Annotated in this window: 19 protein-coding genes; 17 read left to right on the top strand and 2 right to left on the bottom strand. The window is 53.0% G+C overall.

The window, feature by feature from the left end:
• The first annotated feature begins 191 nt into the window (after nucleotides 1–191).
• Genes HALTITAN_RS10230 through cobJ form a run of 3 tightly spaced genes read left to right on the top strand, consistent with a single transcriptional unit; the run spans nucleotide 192 to nucleotide 2,289 of the window.
• Nucleotides 192–821: a precorrin-8X methylmutase gene (locus HALTITAN_RS10230; RefSeq protein WP_009287060.1), complete on the top strand. Its 630-nt coding sequence runs from the start codon at nucleotides 192–194 to the stop codon at nucleotides 819–821.
• Nucleotides 818–1,543, top strand: coding sequence for a precorrin-2 C(20)-methyltransferase (gene cobI / locus HALTITAN_RS10225; RefSeq protein WP_009287059.1), 726 nt, complete (start codon nucleotides 818–820; stop codon nucleotides 1,541–1,543). The genes HALTITAN_RS10230 and cobI overlap by 4 nt, the downstream gene beginning before the upstream one ends.
• Nucleotides 1,540–2,289 (top strand): precorrin-3B C(17)-methyltransferase, encoded by a 750-nt coding sequence (cobJ, locus tag HALTITAN_RS10220; RefSeq protein WP_009287058.1) that lies wholly within the window; start codon nucleotides 1,540–1,542, stop codon nucleotides 2,287–2,289. The genes cobI and cobJ overlap by 4 nt, the downstream gene beginning before the upstream one ends.
• Before the next feature lie 12 nt (nucleotides 2,290–2,301).
• Here the strand turns inward: cobJ and HALTITAN_RS10215 are convergent, their stop codons facing one another.
• Nucleotides 2,302–3,039, bottom strand: a complete 738-nt coding sequence (locus HALTITAN_RS10215) for a cobalt-precorrin-6A reductase (RefSeq protein ID WP_039859155.1) — start codon at nucleotides 3,037–3,039, stop codon at nucleotides 2,302–2,304.
• Here HALTITAN_RS10215 and HALTITAN_RS10210 point away from each other — a divergent pair.
• The 12 genes from HALTITAN_RS10210 (at nucleotide 3,038) to rho (ending at nucleotide 12,277) form a co-directional block, all read left to right on the top strand.
• Entirely contained in the window at nucleotides 3,038–4,261 is a 1,224-nt protein-coding gene (locus tag HALTITAN_RS10210; RefSeq protein WP_039859153.1) for a bifunctional cobalt-precorrin-7 (C(5))-methyltransferase/cobalt-precorrin-6B (C(15))-methyltransferase, read from the top strand. The two genes, HALTITAN_RS10215 and HALTITAN_RS10210, sit on opposite strands and share 2 nt — an antisense overlap.
• A complete protein-coding gene (locus HALTITAN_RS10205; RefSeq protein ID WP_051051981.1) occupies nucleotides 4,258–4,641 on the top strand; it encodes a cobalamin biosynthesis protein in 384 nt (127 codons plus the stop codon). The genes HALTITAN_RS10210 and HALTITAN_RS10205 overlap by 4 nt, the downstream gene beginning before the upstream one ends.
• Nucleotides 4,641–5,444: a precorrin-4 C(11)-methyltransferase gene (cobM, locus tag HALTITAN_RS10200; protein ID WP_039859151.1), complete on the top strand. Its 804-nt coding sequence runs from the start codon at nucleotides 4,641–4,643 to the stop codon at nucleotides 5,442–5,444. Before HALTITAN_RS10205 ends, cobM begins: the two co-directional genes overlap by 1 nt.
• Entirely contained in the window at nucleotides 5,441–6,205 is a 765-nt protein-coding gene (cobF, locus tag HALTITAN_RS10195; RefSeq protein WP_039859149.1) for a precorrin-6A synthase (deacetylating), read from the top strand. Before cobM ends, cobF begins: the two co-directional genes overlap by 4 nt.
• 88 nt (nucleotides 6,206–6,293) lie before the next feature.
• Nucleotides 6,294–6,800, top strand: a complete 507-nt coding sequence (locus HALTITAN_RS10190) for a hypothetical protein (RefSeq protein WP_236614949.1) — start codon at nucleotides 6,294–6,296, stop codon at nucleotides 6,798–6,800.
• A gap of 99 nt (nucleotides 6,801–6,899) precedes the next feature.
• The gene (locus HALTITAN_RS10185) at nucleotides 6,900–7,340 is read left to right on the top strand and encodes a YtoQ family protein (RefSeq protein WP_039859147.1); all 441 of its coding nucleotides are present in this window, start codon (nucleotides 6,900–6,902) and stop codon (nucleotides 7,338–7,340) included.
• Between the two features lie 500 nt (nucleotides 7,341–7,840).
• On the top strand, nucleotides 7,841–8,398 hold the full coding sequence (locus HALTITAN_RS10180; protein ID WP_009287055.1) for a hypothetical protein: 558 nt from the start codon (nucleotides 7,841–7,843) through the stop codon (nucleotides 8,396–8,398).
• A gap of 142 nt (nucleotides 8,399–8,540) precedes the next feature.
• The gene (locus tag HALTITAN_RS24850; protein ID WP_009287054.1) at nucleotides 8,541–9,371 is read left to right on the top strand and encodes a hypothetical protein; all 831 of its coding nucleotides are present in this window, start codon (nucleotides 8,541–8,543) and stop codon (nucleotides 9,369–9,371) included.
• A gap of 93 nt (nucleotides 9,372–9,464) precedes the next feature.
• Entirely contained in the window at nucleotides 9,465–10,376 is a 912-nt protein-coding gene (locus tag HALTITAN_RS10175) for a toll/interleukin-1 receptor domain-containing protein (protein WP_039859145.1), read from the top strand.
• A gap of 199 nt (nucleotides 10,377–10,575) precedes the next feature.
• Nucleotides 10,576–10,830: a type II toxin-antitoxin system ParD family antitoxin gene (locus HALTITAN_RS10170; protein ID WP_039859143.1), complete on the top strand. Its 255-nt coding sequence runs from the start codon at nucleotides 10,576–10,578 to the stop codon at nucleotides 10,828–10,830.
• Nucleotides 10,830–11,126 carry a type II toxin-antitoxin system RelE/ParE family toxin gene (locus tag HALTITAN_RS10165; RefSeq protein ID WP_039859142.1) on the top strand — a complete coding sequence of 99 codons (297 nt, stop codon included), beginning with the start codon at nucleotides 10,830–10,832 and terminating at the stop codon, nucleotides 11,124–11,126. Before HALTITAN_RS10170 ends, HALTITAN_RS10165 begins: the two co-directional genes overlap by 1 nt.
• Before the next feature lie 194 nt (nucleotides 11,127–11,320).
• The gene (rho, locus tag HALTITAN_RS10160; RefSeq protein ID WP_009287052.1) at nucleotides 11,321–12,277 is read left to right on the top strand and encodes a transcription termination factor Rho; all 957 of its coding nucleotides are present in this window, start codon (nucleotides 11,321–11,323) and stop codon (nucleotides 12,275–12,277) included.
• Between the two features lie 56 nt (nucleotides 12,278–12,333).
• On the opposite strand, the gene HALTITAN_RS10155 is transcribed toward rho, so the two are convergent.
• Nucleotides 12,334–13,530 (bottom strand): DEAD/DEAH box helicase, encoded by a 1,197-nt coding sequence (locus HALTITAN_RS10155; protein WP_039859140.1) that lies wholly within the window; start codon nucleotides 13,528–13,530, stop codon nucleotides 12,334–12,336.
• 219 nt (nucleotides 13,531–13,749) lie between these two features.
• On the opposite strand from HALTITAN_RS10155, the gene HALTITAN_RS25745 reads away from it, so the two are divergent.
• Together HALTITAN_RS25745 and HALTITAN_RS10150 are read left to right on the top strand one after the other, a co-directional pair.
• Nucleotides 13,750–13,887, top strand: coding sequence for a hypothetical protein (locus HALTITAN_RS25745; RefSeq protein WP_169331552.1), 138 nt, complete (start codon nucleotides 13,750–13,752; stop codon nucleotides 13,885–13,887).
• Nucleotides 13,888–13,994: 107 nt separating this feature from the next.
• On the top strand, nucleotides 13,995–14,402 hold the full coding sequence (locus tag HALTITAN_RS10150) for a hypothetical protein (protein ID WP_039859227.1): 408 nt from the start codon (nucleotides 13,995–13,997) through the stop codon (nucleotides 14,400–14,402).
• Nucleotides 14,403–14,427: the final 25 nt, after the last annotated feature.

Genomic DNA, 14,427 nt, shown 5'->3' with positions numbered 1-14,427 from the left:
CAGGTTGTAGCGAGGGTCTTTTTCCAGTGCCGGAAAATGTTCCCGACATTTCCGGCATTTCCGCCATCCATGGCGGTCAGATGTCGAAAGTAGCGCTCGTGGATGATTTCACAGCGCCCTCGCGGAAACCTGCCCTGGCACGGATGCCTTGCAGACCAGCAACTGCGAATTAGTTTATTTGGAGAGTTTGGGTGCCCTATAAGTACGAAACCAGTGGCCCGGCGATTTACCGGGAGTCGTTTGCGATTATTCGCAGTGAAGCCGAGCTTGGCCGCTTTTCAGTGGAAGAAGAGACCGTGGCGGTGCGCATGATTCACGCCGCCGGGCTGGTGGAATTGGCCGCCTATATTCATTTTCAAAATGACGTGGTCAATAAGGCCCGTGCCGCGTTAGAGCAGGGCGCTCCAATTCTCTGCGATGCCCGCATGGTCTCGGAAGGCATCACCCGCAAGCGGCTACCCGCTGACAACGAAGTCATCTGCACCCTCAACGATGAGCGCACGCCCGGCCTCGCCCAGGAAATGGCCAACACCCGCTCAGCGGCGGCGCTGGAGCTGTGGCGGCCGCACCTGGAAGGCGCCGTGGTCGCCATTGGCAACGCACCCACCGCGCTGTTTCATCTGCTCAATATGCTCGAAGACCCGGCATGCCCGCGCCCGGCGGCGATCATCGGCTGCCCGGTAGGTTTTGTCGGCGCGGCGGAATCCAAGGAAGCGCTGCTGGCGAACCCAGCGCTACCCAGCTGTATCGTACGCGGTCGCCTGGGCGGCAGCGCCGTCACGGTGGCGGCCATTAACGCCATGGCGGATCGCATCGAATGACCCAGGGAACGATATATGGCGTTGGGCTGGGCCCCGGCAGCCAGGACTTAATGAGCGTGCGCGCCGACCGTCTGATACGCGGCGCGACCCATGTGGCGTATTTCCGCAAGAAGGGCCGCTGCGGCCATGCCCGCACCATCGTGGAGGGCATGATCCCGCCCGGCGCGATCGAGTTGCCCATGGAATACCCGGTCACCACGGAAATTCCCTTCGACGACCCGCGCTACAATGAGCTACTGGCGGCTTTCTATGAACGCAGCGTGGCCCAACTGATCGAGATGGCAGAGGCAGGGTGCGATGTGGTGGTGCTGTGTGAAGGCGACCCGTTCTTCTACGGCTCCTTCATGCACCTCTACACGCGACTGTTGAACCGCGTGCCCGTCTCGGTAGTGCCGGGGATTACCGGCATGTCGGCGGCGTGGACGGCCACCGACCAGCCAATTACCTGGGGCGATGACATCCTGACCGTGCTCATGGCCACGCTACCGGAAGAGGCATTGGCTGAGCGCATCGCCCAAACCGATGCGCTGGTAGTGATGAAGATTGGCCGCAACCTGGCCAAGCTTCGTCGGGCCCTGGTTCACGCGGGCCGCGAAGGCGAAGCCTGGCTGATCGAGTACGCCGCCATGTCGCAGCAACGCGTATTGCCGCTGGCGGACGTTGGCGAGAGCGTGCCGTACTTCTCGATTGTGCTGATCCATGGCCACGGGAGGCGGCCATGAGCGGCTGGCTGAAAATCGTCGGCCTGGGGCCGGGCTCAGAGGCCATGGTCACTCCCGAGGTAACCGCTGCGCTGCAGGAAGCCTCCGACGTGGTGGGCTATGTGCCCTACGTTAACCGGATCGCGCCACGTGCTGGATTAGTCCGCCACGGCTCGGACAACCGTGAAGAGATTCGCCGGGCGGAGCAGGCGCTACAGCTGGCGCTTGAGGGTCATAGGGTCGTGGTGGTGTCTTCCGGCGATCCTGGCGTGTTTGCCATGGCCGCTGCTGTGTTCGAGGCGCTGGAAGCGGGCGATGCCCAGATGCGCACGCTGGATATTCAGGTACTGCCGGGTATTTCCGCCATGCTGGCCGCCAGCGCAAGCGTCGGCGCGCCGCTGGGGCACGACTTCTGCTGCATTAATCTATCCGACAATTTGAAGCCCTGGGCACTGATTGAAAAGCGCCTGCGCCTGGCCGCTGAGGCCGACTTCGCCATGGCGTTTTACAATCCCCGCTCCAAGGCACGCCCAGCGGGCTTCGAGCGCACGCTGGACATACTGCGGGAAGTCTGCGGGCCGGATAGGCTGATCATTTTCGCCCGGGCGGTTTCCACGCCGGAAGAGTCGATTCGCGTCACCACGCTAGGCGAGGCAACGCCGGACATGGCCGATATGCGCACGCTGGTGATCGTCGGCTCACAGCAGACACGACTGATTGACCGCAGTGGATCGCCGCTGGTTTATACGCCGCGCTCGGCTGATTAAACGTACTGAAGATTAAGAGGGGCTATCAAGCCAGCTAATCACGTCATCAATACGATGAAGTTCATGGCGGGGTGGCAGCGCTGGCCGTTCTATCATCACCACGGGCAGGCCGAGCCTACGGGCAGCGGTCAGTTTTGAGGCGGCTCCATCACCGCCGGAATTTTTACACACGATGCGCTGGATTCGCTGGTCTTCAAGCAGGGCGAGATCGCCTTCCAGCGTAAACGGGCCTCGGTCAATCACGGTGCTGACATCGGCCAGTGGTAATGGGCTTATAGGTCGGTCAACCAAGCGCAGCACGTAATGGTGCTGGGGCTGGGCGGCAAAAGCAGCAAGGTGCATGCGGCCAATGGCGAGCAGCACCCGCTGGCGCGGGCCCGCCAGGGCGCTGACGGCTTCATCGATACTTGCCACGCTGTGCCACTGGTCACCGTCAACGGGTTGCCAGGCAGGCCGGGTAAGGGCAATGACCTTTACCTCGCACTGGGCCGCTGCGGCTAACGCGTTCGTGCTCATCTGCGCGGCAAAGGGATGGGTGGCATCGACGATATGGGTGATGCGCTCCTGGGCCACAAAGGCGGCAAGTCCGCTAACGCCGCCAAATCCGCCAATGCGGGTCGGCAGCGGCTGGGGTTTAGGCGTAGCGACGCGACCCGCATAGCTGAAAATGGCGGGAAGCCCGCGCTTGGCAACCGCACTGGCCAGAGCGCTGGCCTCCGAGGTTCCCCCGAGAATTAGGATCTTGATCATGGTTGAAATTTCTCACGCTCCAGTAGGTCAGGCTCCCTGGCTGACCTTTTTAGGCTGGGGGGAGGGTGGCACACAGGGACTAACGGCGGCAAGCCGCGCCGCACTGGAAAGTGCCGAGGTGGTATTCGGCGCGCGCCGCCACCTGCGCCTTTTGCCGTCTCTAAACGCCGAGGTGATTGAGTGGCCGGTGCCCTTTGCCGATGGCATTTCTGAACTGCTCAATCAGCGCGGCCGCCGGGTGGTCATGCTGGTTTCAAACGACCCGTTCTGGTTTGGAGCGGGCAGCACCCTGGCGCAGCATCTCAGCATAGACGAGTGGATCGCGCTGCCAGCGCTTTCCACCTTCAGCCTGGCGGCCTCCCGCTTGGGTTGGCCGCTGGAGCGCTGCACCTGCCTGGGCCTGCACGCCAAACCACTGACGCGCATTCGGCCTTACCTGCATGCCGGTAGGCGTTTGCTGGTGTTGGTAAGAGACGGCGAGTCGGTGGCCGAACTCGCCTCGCTGGTCAGCCGGTTCGGCTTTGGGGGTTCCCAACTAGCGGTGCTGGAAGCCCTGGGCGGCGATAGCGAGCGTATTCGCCATTGTCGTGTCGACGCCAACTTGCCACAGGATATCGCCCACCCGGTGGCGGTGGGGCTGGAAGTCGCCGGTAGCGGCCCCGCCTTGCCACTGACGCCCGGCCTACCGGATCATTTTTTTGACCACGATGGCCAGATCACCAAACAGACCATTCGCGCCATCACCTTGGCGGCGCTGGCCCCCATGCCCGGCGAGCGGCTGTGGGATATCGGCACCGGGTCGGGCTCCGTTGCCATTGAGTGGCTGCTCTCCCACCCGGATAATCAGGCGGTAGGCTTCGAGCAAAACGCAGAACGGGCAGCGCGAGCGCGGAGCAATGCAGAGAACCTGGGCGTCGATTGGCTGGAATTAAAAGAGGGCAGCGCGCCGGAAGTGCTAAACGATACACCGCGGCCCGATGCGGTATTTATCGGCGGTGGTTTATCTCACGCGTTGTTAGACGACTTATGGCAGCGCCTCCCCGAAGGCGTGCGCATCGTTGCCAATGCCGTCACCCTGGAATCCGAAGCGCTGCTGGCGCACTGGCAACAAAAAGCAGGCGGCGAACTGCTGCGGCTGGAGCTTGCCAACGCCGCCCCCATCGGCACCCGGCGAGGCTGGAAGGCCAGCTACCCCATCGTTCAGTGGCGGGGCGTTCGATGACAGCACGGGGATTGAGGGTAGCGGGATTTGGCTTTCGCAGTGAGGCCACGCTTGAATCTCTCGCCCAGGCGCTGGATCAACTGATCGACCAATGCGGCGCTATCGATAAGCTGTCGGCGGCTCGCTCCATGCTGCCGTTAGTAGAAGAACTGGGGCGACTGCGACATATCGAGGTTATCGCCGTGTCGGACGCCGAGCTACCAACGGTGACAACGCTGACTCATTCAGCGCAAAGTTTGCAGGCCCGCGGCACAGGCAGCGTGGCCGAGGCCGTAGCGCTATTAGCGGCAGGCCCAGGGGCAACGCTGCTAGGGCCAAGAATAATCTCAGCGGATCGGCAGGCCACCGCCGCGTTGGCGTTAGCAGAAGGAAATAGATAATGACGGTACATTTCATTGGCGCCGGCCCCGGCGCGCCGGATCTGCTTACCCTGCGCGGGCGCGACCTGATCGCCGCCTGCCCGGTGTGCCTGTACGCAGGCTCATTAGTACCTGAGGAAATCCTCGAACACTGCCCGGCTGGGGCTAGGGTGGTCAATACCGCGCCGCTATCGCTGGATGACATCATGCTGGAGATCAGCCGCGCCCACGCCGAAGGTCAGGATGTCGCCCGGCTGCATTCGGGGGATCTATCGGTGTGGTCGGCCATGGGTGAGCAACTGCGCCGCCTGCGCGAGCTGGATATCCCCTACAGCATTACCCCCGGCGTGCCAGCGTTTGCGGCAGCCTCGGCAACTTTGGGTCAGGAACTGACGCTACCCGGTGTCGCCCAGTCGGTAGTACTCACCCGTACGCCGGGGCGTGCCAGCGCCATGCCCAGCGACGAGACGCTAGCCAATTTCTCCCGCACCGGCGCCACGCTGGCCATCCATCTCTCTATCCATAACCTTGCCCAGGTGGTCGAGAGCCTGACGCCTTACTATGGCGAACAGTGCCCGGTGGCCATCGTGTGGCGGGCAAGCTGGCCCGATGAACGGGTAGTGCGTGGGCGGCTAGCCAGCATAGAAGCTTTGGTGGATGACACCATGCAGCGCACCGCGCTAATTCTGGTGGGGCCGGTGCTGGAGAGCGAAGACTTCCAGGAGAGCAGCCTCTACGCCGTAGGCTACGACCGCCGCTTTCGTCCACAGTCGGCGGATTCGCCTTTTGCCACGGCAAGCCAATACCAAGAGAGCGAATCATGATCACGCTGTCGCTAATAGGCATCGGCACCGGCAACCTTGACCACGTCACCCTGGCCGCCGTGCGCGCCCTCAATAACGCCGATCTGATCCTGCTGCCCCGTAAAGGCGAGGCCAAGTCGGATTTGATCGACCTGCGCCGGTTGCTTTGCGAACGGCTGCTGGAAGCGCCGGTGTCCACCAGGATCGTCGAATTCGATCTACCCAGCCGAGAAAGCAAAAATGACTACCTGGGCGCGGTGGACGACTGGCACGCAGCCATCGCCAGCGTCTGGGCACAGTTGATGGATGAACATCTCCCCAGCGGCGGGCGGGTAGGGATGCTGGTGTGGGGCGACCCCTCGCTTTACGACAGCAGCCTGCGCATTACCCAGCGCCTAAGCGCCGCGGGTAAGCAGGTGGATGTAGAGGTTGTGCCAGGCATCACCAGCCTGCAAGTGCTTACCGCTGAACACAAAATTCCCCTCAATGCCCTTGCCGAACCGGTGCACATCACCACCGGCCGCCGCCTGCGCGAGCGCGGCTGGCCAAGCGATGCCGCCACCGTCGCCGTAATGCTGGATAGCGGCGGGGCCTTTGCCTCGCTCCCGCAAGAGGACACTTACATCTGGTGGGGCGCCTACCTGGGCATGGATAAACAGTGCCTGATCAAAGGCTGGCTTAATGAGGTCAGCGACGAGATTATCGAGCGGCGCGCCGAATTGCGCGAAAGTTATGGCTGGATAATGGACTGTTATTTGATGGCGCGCGAGCCGCTCTTATAAGCCTGAGTAGAGGGCGGCATCTCGTACAGTAATTATAAATAATCTGGAGAGCTGATAGGCTTTATGTGTGCTTAAAGGAATTATGCCGATGCAACAAGATGCGCGTATTATCTCTCGTTCAGCTGTTTTTAGCCGCAGGATTTTTCCTGCCGTATGGTTAATCTTTACCAGCTTGATGACTTTGTCATTTTTGTACCATGCAGGTGGCTTTACAATAGCCGTATTTATCCCCCTTGGCATGATTGTTTTTATGGCTCATTCGTTTAAAAAGGCTTATGCAGGTGTAGCCAACTGTGTGTATGACAATGGTGACAGCTTGACGTTTGTGTACGGAAAAGAGCGAGAGATAGTGTATTTAAAGGATGTGATGAACGTTAACTATCAGTCCATGGTGTCACCCGATAAAGTGACACTGACGCTACGAAGATCCGGCGCTGAGAAAACCTCTACCCGCGAGGTTGCTTTCCTTCCGACCAGAACCAATTGGAATACAGGCGATATATCGTTCAAAACTTTCAGACGCGAGAATCGGCTTTTCGAAGAATTGGTTGAACGAGTCGACACGGCAAGGCGCCATGACGATAAAGCTGGGTAACTCAGCAGTTACTAAATTATCCTAGGCGCAGAACTATTGGACTCAAAACTGTCTAGGAAGCAGAAAATTTTTCATTCGCTTACACTCCAGGAGCACCCCATGAGCTTTTACGTTTATCTATCCGGTGAGATTCACACCGACTGGCGCGAAGAAATCCAGCGCGGCGCCGAGGCAGCGGGCCTGGATATCGTGTTTACCGCTCCGGTCACCGACCACGCCGCCTCTGACGCCGCCGGCGACCACCTGGGCAAGCCGGAAAATGGCTTCTGGCGCGACCACCAGTCCTCCAAGGTCAACGCCATCCGTACCCGCACCATGATCGAGCAAGCGGATCTGGTCGTTGTCCGCTTCGGCGACCAGTACAAACAGTGGAACGCCGCCTTCGACGCAGGCTACTGCGCAGCCCTCGCCAAGCCCTACATCACACTGCACAGCGAAGATATCGTTCACCCGCTGAAAGAAGTGGATGCTGGTGCGAACGCCTGGTGCACCACCACTGACCAAGTCGTCGAAACTCTGCGTTACGTCCTTAAAGCCTAAGCACTTAGCGCCTTCCACAACCCCACTGCAGCATTAGTAATGTTGACCCGGTGTTGTGGGAGGGCGCTTTAGCGCGCGAAGACCCCTACCCATAAACAATCCAGCCCAATATGGTGTCAGGCCACTATTGCGAGTTCGCTTCGGTAAAAATACCATAAAATCAAAGAATTGCATGCTCGTGGCGCGGTGTGACGCTTGGCGAGGAACGAGTCAAAGGGCACACGCAGCGGAGGCCCGGCGCGAAGGCAGCGCCAGCTACAGCACAAGTTTTCTGCAAAGTCACGTGACCTAAGCCAATTTTATGAATACAGTACGAGTAGATCAGCAAAACTAGAACGTACGCGAATTTTGGATATACTGACGAACTACTATTAATTTTATTAAAAATTAGTTGGTTAGCGCTGTTTCAACGCGCGCGATAAGAATGTTGAGCAGCGCAGTGCGTTCATTTAATACCAGAACGTGCAGTCTAATCACTGTTACATGTCATAGGAGGAAGTGTGCGAAAGAAGTTGATTGGAGAGTATGGGCTCTTCGAGTCCAGTGTTGCGGTTTTGTTTTTTGGCTTTTTTTGCTATCTGAATTACCTATTCTTCAAGGGCGTCTATGATGGAGGGGTGGTTACTGAGGAAATCTACTTCATGATCGTTTTCATGAACCTAGTCGGCTTAGTTATTGTATTTCTTCCGATTTTGACGAAGAAGGCTGAAGGGGTTTCGAATGAGAAAGTCAAAATATTTTTAGATCTTCCTGATAAGGATTCAAAATTTACCTTCTCTGCCATATCGGGCTTTCTAAGCGATCAAGCGCTGGCGGCTTTTCTGGCGACGCTCTTAATTTTTACTGGAAAACAGGTGTTTGAAAATTTTGGGGGAGTCATAGCGGCGTTCTACGTAATGGTTCTTTTTGTTGCGGCGATTGTTCTGGGGTGTTTATCTTTAGTTCGATTTATAACTCACTTCGCCAAGCATCATGGTGCGCTCTATACTTTGGCTGCGCTTTTATCTACAGGCGTCATGTTCGCTTTTTTTAATGCAGGCTTAAAGATGGCGGCTTGATAACATGTAACAAATGGCTGTTGTCGGACGTGCCTGCGCTGCGGCACGCCGCAAAGCCAAAGCGTTACGTGTCAGCACATTGAGGATTTTTAGTTAATGAAAATTGGAGCAGCAGCAATCTCGAAAATTGCTGAAATGATATGTGGCTATCAACCATTTCAGTTTTTTCCGTATAGAAGTTCGTCTTACCTTACGCGATTTTTTTGTCGATTTAGACCTTGATTATGTTCATGATGGATCAACTAGACGAGTATGGGTTAGGGAAGTTCTTGATGAACTTAATAGACGGCAATCTCCAGATAATATGCCATCACCAGAAATGGTTAAGGTCATTGAGTATCTCTTACATCCAGATCACTTTCTTTTTGATGATAACGTTGACCGTGATAAGGCTTTAGAAGCTATCACTTCATCGTTAAAAACAAATGATTTGACGATTTCTGTTCAGGCGAACGGAACAGTTTGGTTACTTCCTGCGAATGGCGAGTTCGTTTCAACATCTTTTGAAGAAATCCCTACCGAGAGAGTAATAACGTTTAAACCCAGCGTATTTCAAGTTCCTGCTAAAAAATTAAACGAAAAACTAATTTCCGTGATGATGCCATTTAATGCCGGATTTAATGGCACTTACTCAGCTGTAACTAGAGTAGCTGATTATATGAGTTTGGAATGCAAGCGAGCTGATGACATATGGGATAATTCCACCTTTATACAAGATATCTTTGATTTGATATTTTGCTCTAAGGTAGTGGTGGTTGATTTCACTGGTAAAAATCCTAATGTCATGTATGAAACGGGAATAGCACATACTCTTGGAAAAACTGTTATTCCAATTACTCAGTCCCTTGACGATATACCTTCTGATTTAGGGCATCATAGGGCATTAAAATACTACCCAAATGAAGAAGGATTAAGGAATCTAAGTAATGATTTATACAAACGCCTTCAATTTATCTATAAGCAAAACACGTAACAAGCGCATGCTGCAGGACTGGTTTTTCGCCGCGCTTCAAACCAGCCGCAAATGCGGGTGTTATGCAATGTTCAAACAGACAGTGGAGTAATAATGTCGATCTCAACAATTTCAAGTTCAATTACTAGGTTGCAAAAAGAAATATCAGATATCCACCACAAAATGAGCTTGGAGACAAAAAAGGAGTCTGATTGTGGGAATCGGATTGGGCAAATTGAAAGGAGCATTACCAAAAGCACTAGCATTAGTACTCTGAAAAGCAAAAGTGCTGAAGTTCAAAGAAAACAGGCTGAGATAGCTAAGATACAAGTAAATAAAGCGGGTCTTTATAAAAAGCTATCTGACAAAGAAGGGCAGTTGCTAAAGGCCAAGCAAGATCTGCTTAAAGAAGAGGAAAAGGAACGTAAAAAGCAAGCCGTTGCCGACGAGAGAGAAAGAAAAAAACTAGCAGATTTAGAAAAGAGGCATCAGAGAGAGCAGCTTGAATACCAGCGCCGCTTGCGAGCAGAGATCAATCAAACTTCCAATATGGCTGCTTCTGTGAAAGAGTTGGCGAATACTCAAAATATTTCGCATACAAATATTGTGAAATATGACTTATTTATATCCCATGCCTCGGAAGATAAAGAGGAATTTGTTCGCCCACTCGCTGAAACGCTAGAAAATATTGGGGTTAAAGTATGGTATGACGAATTCACTTTAAAAGTTGGCGATAGTTTGCGAAAAAGCATCGATCAAGGGTTGGTGAACTCGAGATTTGGAACAGTGATTCTATCGTCTGCTTTTTGCTCGAAGAATTGGACACAGTATGAGCTTGACTCGATGGTTGCGCGGGAAATGAATGGACATAAAATGATATTGCCGATATGGCACAAAATAACAAAGAGCGAAGTTATGAATTTTAGCCCAGCACTTGCGGACAAAGTCGCGTTAAACACTTCTTTGCAGAGCATTGAGGAAATCGCTGGAGCGCTCGCAGAGGTAATATTGAGCGCAAAGGCATAACAATGTGCTGCTACGGAAAATTTACTCGCTGGCGCTCCTAAATTTCCGCAGAGCGCGGCGTTGAGCCTGTAGAAAAACTACGCTGACACCTCCTTCTATTCATCACACCAATGACTTTCATGCGATAAATATCAGGCACTGATCCAGCGAAACATCTAGTATGATATTGTCATACTATTGCTGTGTTAGGAGCAACCCTATGAGCATGCATCGGAAAACCATTACCCTGACTGAACAACAAGACGACTGGGTGAGAGGCCAGATTGAAAGCGGGCACTTCGGCAATGATAGTGAGTATATCCGCCATCTTATCCGCCGTGACCAGCAGGCCCAAGAACGTTTAACCAGGCTGAGAAACGCCCTCGTTGAAGGTGAGATGAGTGGGAAACCCAAGCCGCTCGATATGTCGACTATTAAGGCAGCTGGCCGTAAGCGGATGAAGGGGGCTCAGTAGTGGTCAAGCTGAGCATCACGCCGAAGGCGGAATCAGACCTTATTGGCATATGGGTATATACCTGCGAAGAGTGGGGTGTAGAACAGGCGGATAAATACTTGGATCAGCTGGAGGAAGGAATGAAGCAGTTGGTTAATTATCCGTCACTTGGCACCAATTACGCCCATGTTCTTCCAGGATACCGCCGATTGCAGGTAGAGCATCATGCCGTGTTTTACCAAGTGCTTGAACGGGAGATCCTTGTTGTTCGTGTGTTGCACGAAGACATGGATGCACCTCAAAGGTTGCTGGATTAGTGGCAGCTAACGCCATGATGGTGTCCACTACTAAGATCAGCTCCAACCCGATACCTTTGCGCACAAGTTAGACTTATCCGTTTTCCATGCCAAGTACCGCAACAATGCGATCAGTCGGCTGGACTATGATGCAGCTATTTTTATAAATTCAGTATTCTGTTAACTCATGTTATTCAAGGCGATCCATCAATATTATGACGAGAAAAACACTAGGTTTGAAGGCAAAAAGAGAGATAGATGCCAAGCCCGCCGACGAAGTGGAAGATCAATTTCCTAATGATCCTGAAAAACGTTTTTTAAATGGCGTCGCTATTCATCCTTCCCCACGCATTTATTTAGAACCTGGTTCTAAGCAGCGCACTGTGCGAGCGATGGATTTGATTACGCCCATTGGGATGGGGCAGCGAGGGTTGATTGTTGCGCCGCCAGGTTCTGGCAAAACGACGATGTTAAAACATATCTGTCAGGCCGTGGCAGAGGCTCATCCTGAAATAAAACTGTATGCCTTGCTGATTGATGAGCGCCCTGAAGAAGTGACAGATTTTAAGCGCAGTGTTTCGGCAGAAGTGCATGCATCGTCTTCAGACGAAAGCTATACACACCATGTAAAAATGGCAGACAAGCTTCTTGAGACGGCGCGTAAGCAAGCAGGCGACGGTCATAACGTGATGATTGTGATCGATTCTTTGACGAGACTCTCGCGCGTTCATAATGCCGAGCAGCGGGGCAATGGTCGCACTATGTCGGGTGGGCTGGATTCCCGAGCGATGGAAATACCGCGAAAACTGTTTGGCGCCGCGAGAAAGATCGAAAATGGCGGATCGCTCACCATTCTGGCCACCGTGCTGGTGGATACGGGAAGTCGAATGGATCAGGTGATTTTCGAGGAGTTTAAGGGCACGGGCAATATGGAACTGGTGTTATCCCGGGATGTGGCCAATCAACGGATTTTCCCGGCGATAGATATTGCTAAAAGCAGTACCCGTCGAGAGGAGCTTTTGATTGATGCAAAAGATATTGAAAAAGTAAGGGCAGTGCGTAGAGGGCTGACAACGCTTAAGCCAGTAGACGGCGCCCAGAAGTTGCTTGAATTATTGGATAAGTATCCCACTAATGCCGAGTTGTTAGATGCGTTTTTGCCAGATTCGTGAAATATCTACAATAAAGAAGCTCACCTTTTTCAAGAGGTGAGCTTCTTTGGTAAGGTTTAACGATTACTTTGTTTTTTATAGTTTAAGTTTGATTCAGGTACTGCTTTTCGAACCGGAAAGCCTGCAATCTCTTTGCGCTCAATAATGCTTTTTAACCGTCTTTCAATGGCACATAGATTTTTAAAGTCACTCATGTCGACTAAAGAGATGGCTTCCCCTGAGGCGCCCGCGCGGCCGGTTCGGCCAATACGGTGGATGTACTCTTCTGGCTGAAAAGGTAAATCGTAATTCACCACACGGCTCAGTTCACCAATATCCAAACCACGAGCGGCAACCCCTGTGGCGACTAGGTACTTTAGTTCGCCTGACTTGAACTGAGCCAAAACGTTTTCGCGCATGGCCTGGCTTCTACCGCCATGAATGGAATCTGCCTTGATGCCGCGTTTTTCCAGTTGAGCAACAAGCTTGGCTGCATTGTGTTTTTTCTCGGTAAAAATAAGCGCCTGATCCCACTTTTGTTCGTTGATCAAGTGGCTCAACAAGGCGGATTTCGTGTCTTTATCGACGGTGATTAGCCATTGTTTGACATTAGCGGCGGCTCGGACGTTTGGAGAAATGGATATTTCAGCCGCGAGATCGGTCATCTTGCTATCTGAAAAATCGTAGGCGAGGGCGCGTACGTCGTCTGTCATTGTGGCCGAAAACAGTAGGTTCTGACGGTCTTCAGGCAGGCGATCTATGATTTTATGGATATCGTCGACAAAACCCATGTCGACCATTCTGTCCGCTTCGTCCAATACCATGACTTTAAGTTCATCAAAGTGCAGTGCACGCTGATGTGCCAAATCAAGCAATCTGCCCGGCGTGGCGACCAGAATATCCACTCCTTTGATCAGGCGCTCTTTTTGAGCTTCGGTATCCACACCGCCATACATAGCCATGGAGGTTAACTGCGTGTGTTTAGCGTATTGAGCCACATTGGCTTCGACCTGAACCGCAAGCTCACGGGTGGGCACGAGGATCAGTGCGCGTATGCGCTTGCCGCGTAACGTTCCCGCGTTGCTGAATCGTTCTAGCAGAGGCAGAACAAAGGCAGCGGTTTTGCCTGTGCCTGTTTGTGCGGTGGCGATTAAATCGTTACCCGAAAGAATGGCAGGAATCGCTTGTTCCTGAATGGGCGTTGGCGTTTTGTAACCTAGTTCGGTAATCGCTTGAACAAGAGGACTGGATAATCCTAGTTTTGAAAATGGCATTAGGAGCTCTGACCGATGGTCGTAAGGTGTGTCGAAAATGAAAAATGATGCAGTATAGCGTAAAAGCAGCCGCTCGTTGCTCGAACAGGGCAATTAGCTTCATAGTGCTGAACGGCGACTTTTGTGATGAAATTAAAGGCATTCATTAAATGAATGGTAAGTGATGCTTTATAGTACGCTAATATTGGTCAGAATTAGCTTTAAAATCGGAGAGATAACATGGGCGATATAGGATTCATTTTTGGAATTATGGGAATGTCGATGGGCATCTTGGGGTTTGTTTTTGGCATCATTTCATTTTCTAAAGTTGTTAAGCTAGAGAAGAAATTGGCGAAAGTGGAGTCTCAGGGTAATTGAAGTTAGATCGTGAGTTAGCGAAATAAAAATGCAATTAAATTCAATTATTTAGGTCGTTGAACGCTTGTTCCTCGCACCATTTATAGCAAACGTTAATCAATATGCAAATGAACCCCGTCATTCAAGAAGAAATATCCGGCTGTGGCATCGCAGCATGCGCTGCTCTTGCGGGCATTAGCTATGCGCAGGCCAAAGAAAAAGCAAACGCTTTGGGTATCTATGCCGAAGACACAGCGCTTTGGTCAGACACCGAGTACGTTCGTAAGCTCTTGCGTGCTTTGGGAATCACGGCTGCACCTATGGAGGCGCCATTTGATACCTGGGAGCGCCTTCCAGATAAAGCACTGTTGGCGATCAAATGGCGGATGGAGCAGGGCAGACCTTTCTGGCATTGGGTGGTGTTTGTTAGAAGCGAGCGGGAAACCGTGGTGTTGGATTCCAAGAAAGCCTTGAAAACAAACACCCGTCGTGACTTCGGGCGCATCAAGCCCAAGTGGTTCATCCGTGTAGATTAAGGCTCGACAGCTATTATTGAGGACT

The organism is Vreelandella titanicae BH1, from assembly GCF_000336575.1.
Taxonomy (GTDB): Bacteria; Pseudomonadota; Gammaproteobacteria; order Pseudomonadales; family Halomonadaceae; genus Vreelandella; species Vreelandella titanicae.
The sequence above is the reverse complement of the archived record's forward strand: the minus strand, read 5'-3'. Positions and strand labels throughout refer to the sequence as shown.

Excerpts from the sequence above, each read along its gene's own strand:
- HALTITAN_RS10150 (WP_039859227.1), top strand. The coding sequence starts at position 13,995 with ATGAACCCCGTCATTCAAGAAGAAATATCCGGCTGTGGCATCGCAGCA.
- HALTITAN_RS10155 (WP_039859140.1), bottom strand. The coding sequence starts at position 13,530 with ATGCCATTTTCAAAACTAGGATTATCCAGTCCTCTTGTTCAAGCGATT.
- rho (WP_009287052.1), top strand. The coding sequence starts at position 11,321 with ATGACGAGAAAAACACTAGGTTTGAAGGCAAAAAGAGAGATAGATGCC.
- HALTITAN_RS10170 (WP_039859143.1), top strand. The coding sequence starts at position 10,576 with ATGAGCATGCATCGGAAAACCATTACCCTGACTGAACAACAAGACGAC.
- HALTITAN_RS10185 (WP_039859147.1), top strand. The coding sequence starts at position 6,900 with ATGAGCTTTTACGTTTATCTATCCGGTGAGATTCACACCGACTGGCGC.
- cobI (WP_009287059.1), top strand. The coding sequence starts at position 818 with ATGACCCAGGGAACGATATATGGCGTTGGGCTGGGCCCCGGCAGCCAG.
- HALTITAN_RS10210 (WP_039859153.1), top strand. The coding sequence starts at position 3,038 with ATGGTTGAAATTTCTCACGCTCCAGTAGGTCAGGCTCCCTGGCTGACC.
- cobJ (WP_009287058.1), top strand. The coding sequence starts at position 1,540 with ATGAGCGGCTGGCTGAAAATCGTCGGCCTGGGGCCGGGCTCAGAGGCC.
- HALTITAN_RS25745 (WP_169331552.1), top strand. The coding sequence starts at position 13,750 with ATGGGCGATATAGGATTCATTTTTGGAATTATGGGAATGTCGATGGGC.
- cobM (WP_039859151.1), top strand. The coding sequence starts at position 4,641 with ATGACGGTACATTTCATTGGCGCCGGCCCCGGCGCGCCGGATCTGCTT.
- cobF (WP_039859149.1), top strand. The coding sequence starts at position 5,441 with ATGATCACGCTGTCGCTAATAGGCATCGGCACCGGCAACCTTGACCAC.
- HALTITAN_RS10190 (WP_236614949.1), top strand. The coding sequence starts at position 6,294 with ATGCAACAAGATGCGCGTATTATCTCTCGTTCAGCTGTTTTTAGCCGC.
- HALTITAN_RS10215 (WP_039859155.1), bottom strand. The coding sequence starts at position 3,039 with ATGATCAAGATCCTAATTCTCGGGGGAACCTCGGAGGCCAGCGCTCTG.
- HALTITAN_RS10205 (WP_051051981.1), top strand. The coding sequence starts at position 4,258 with ATGACAGCACGGGGATTGAGGGTAGCGGGATTTGGCTTTCGCAGTGAG.
- HALTITAN_RS10175 (WP_039859145.1), top strand. The coding sequence starts at position 9,465 with ATGTCGATCTCAACAATTTCAAGTTCAATTACTAGGTTGCAAAAAGAA.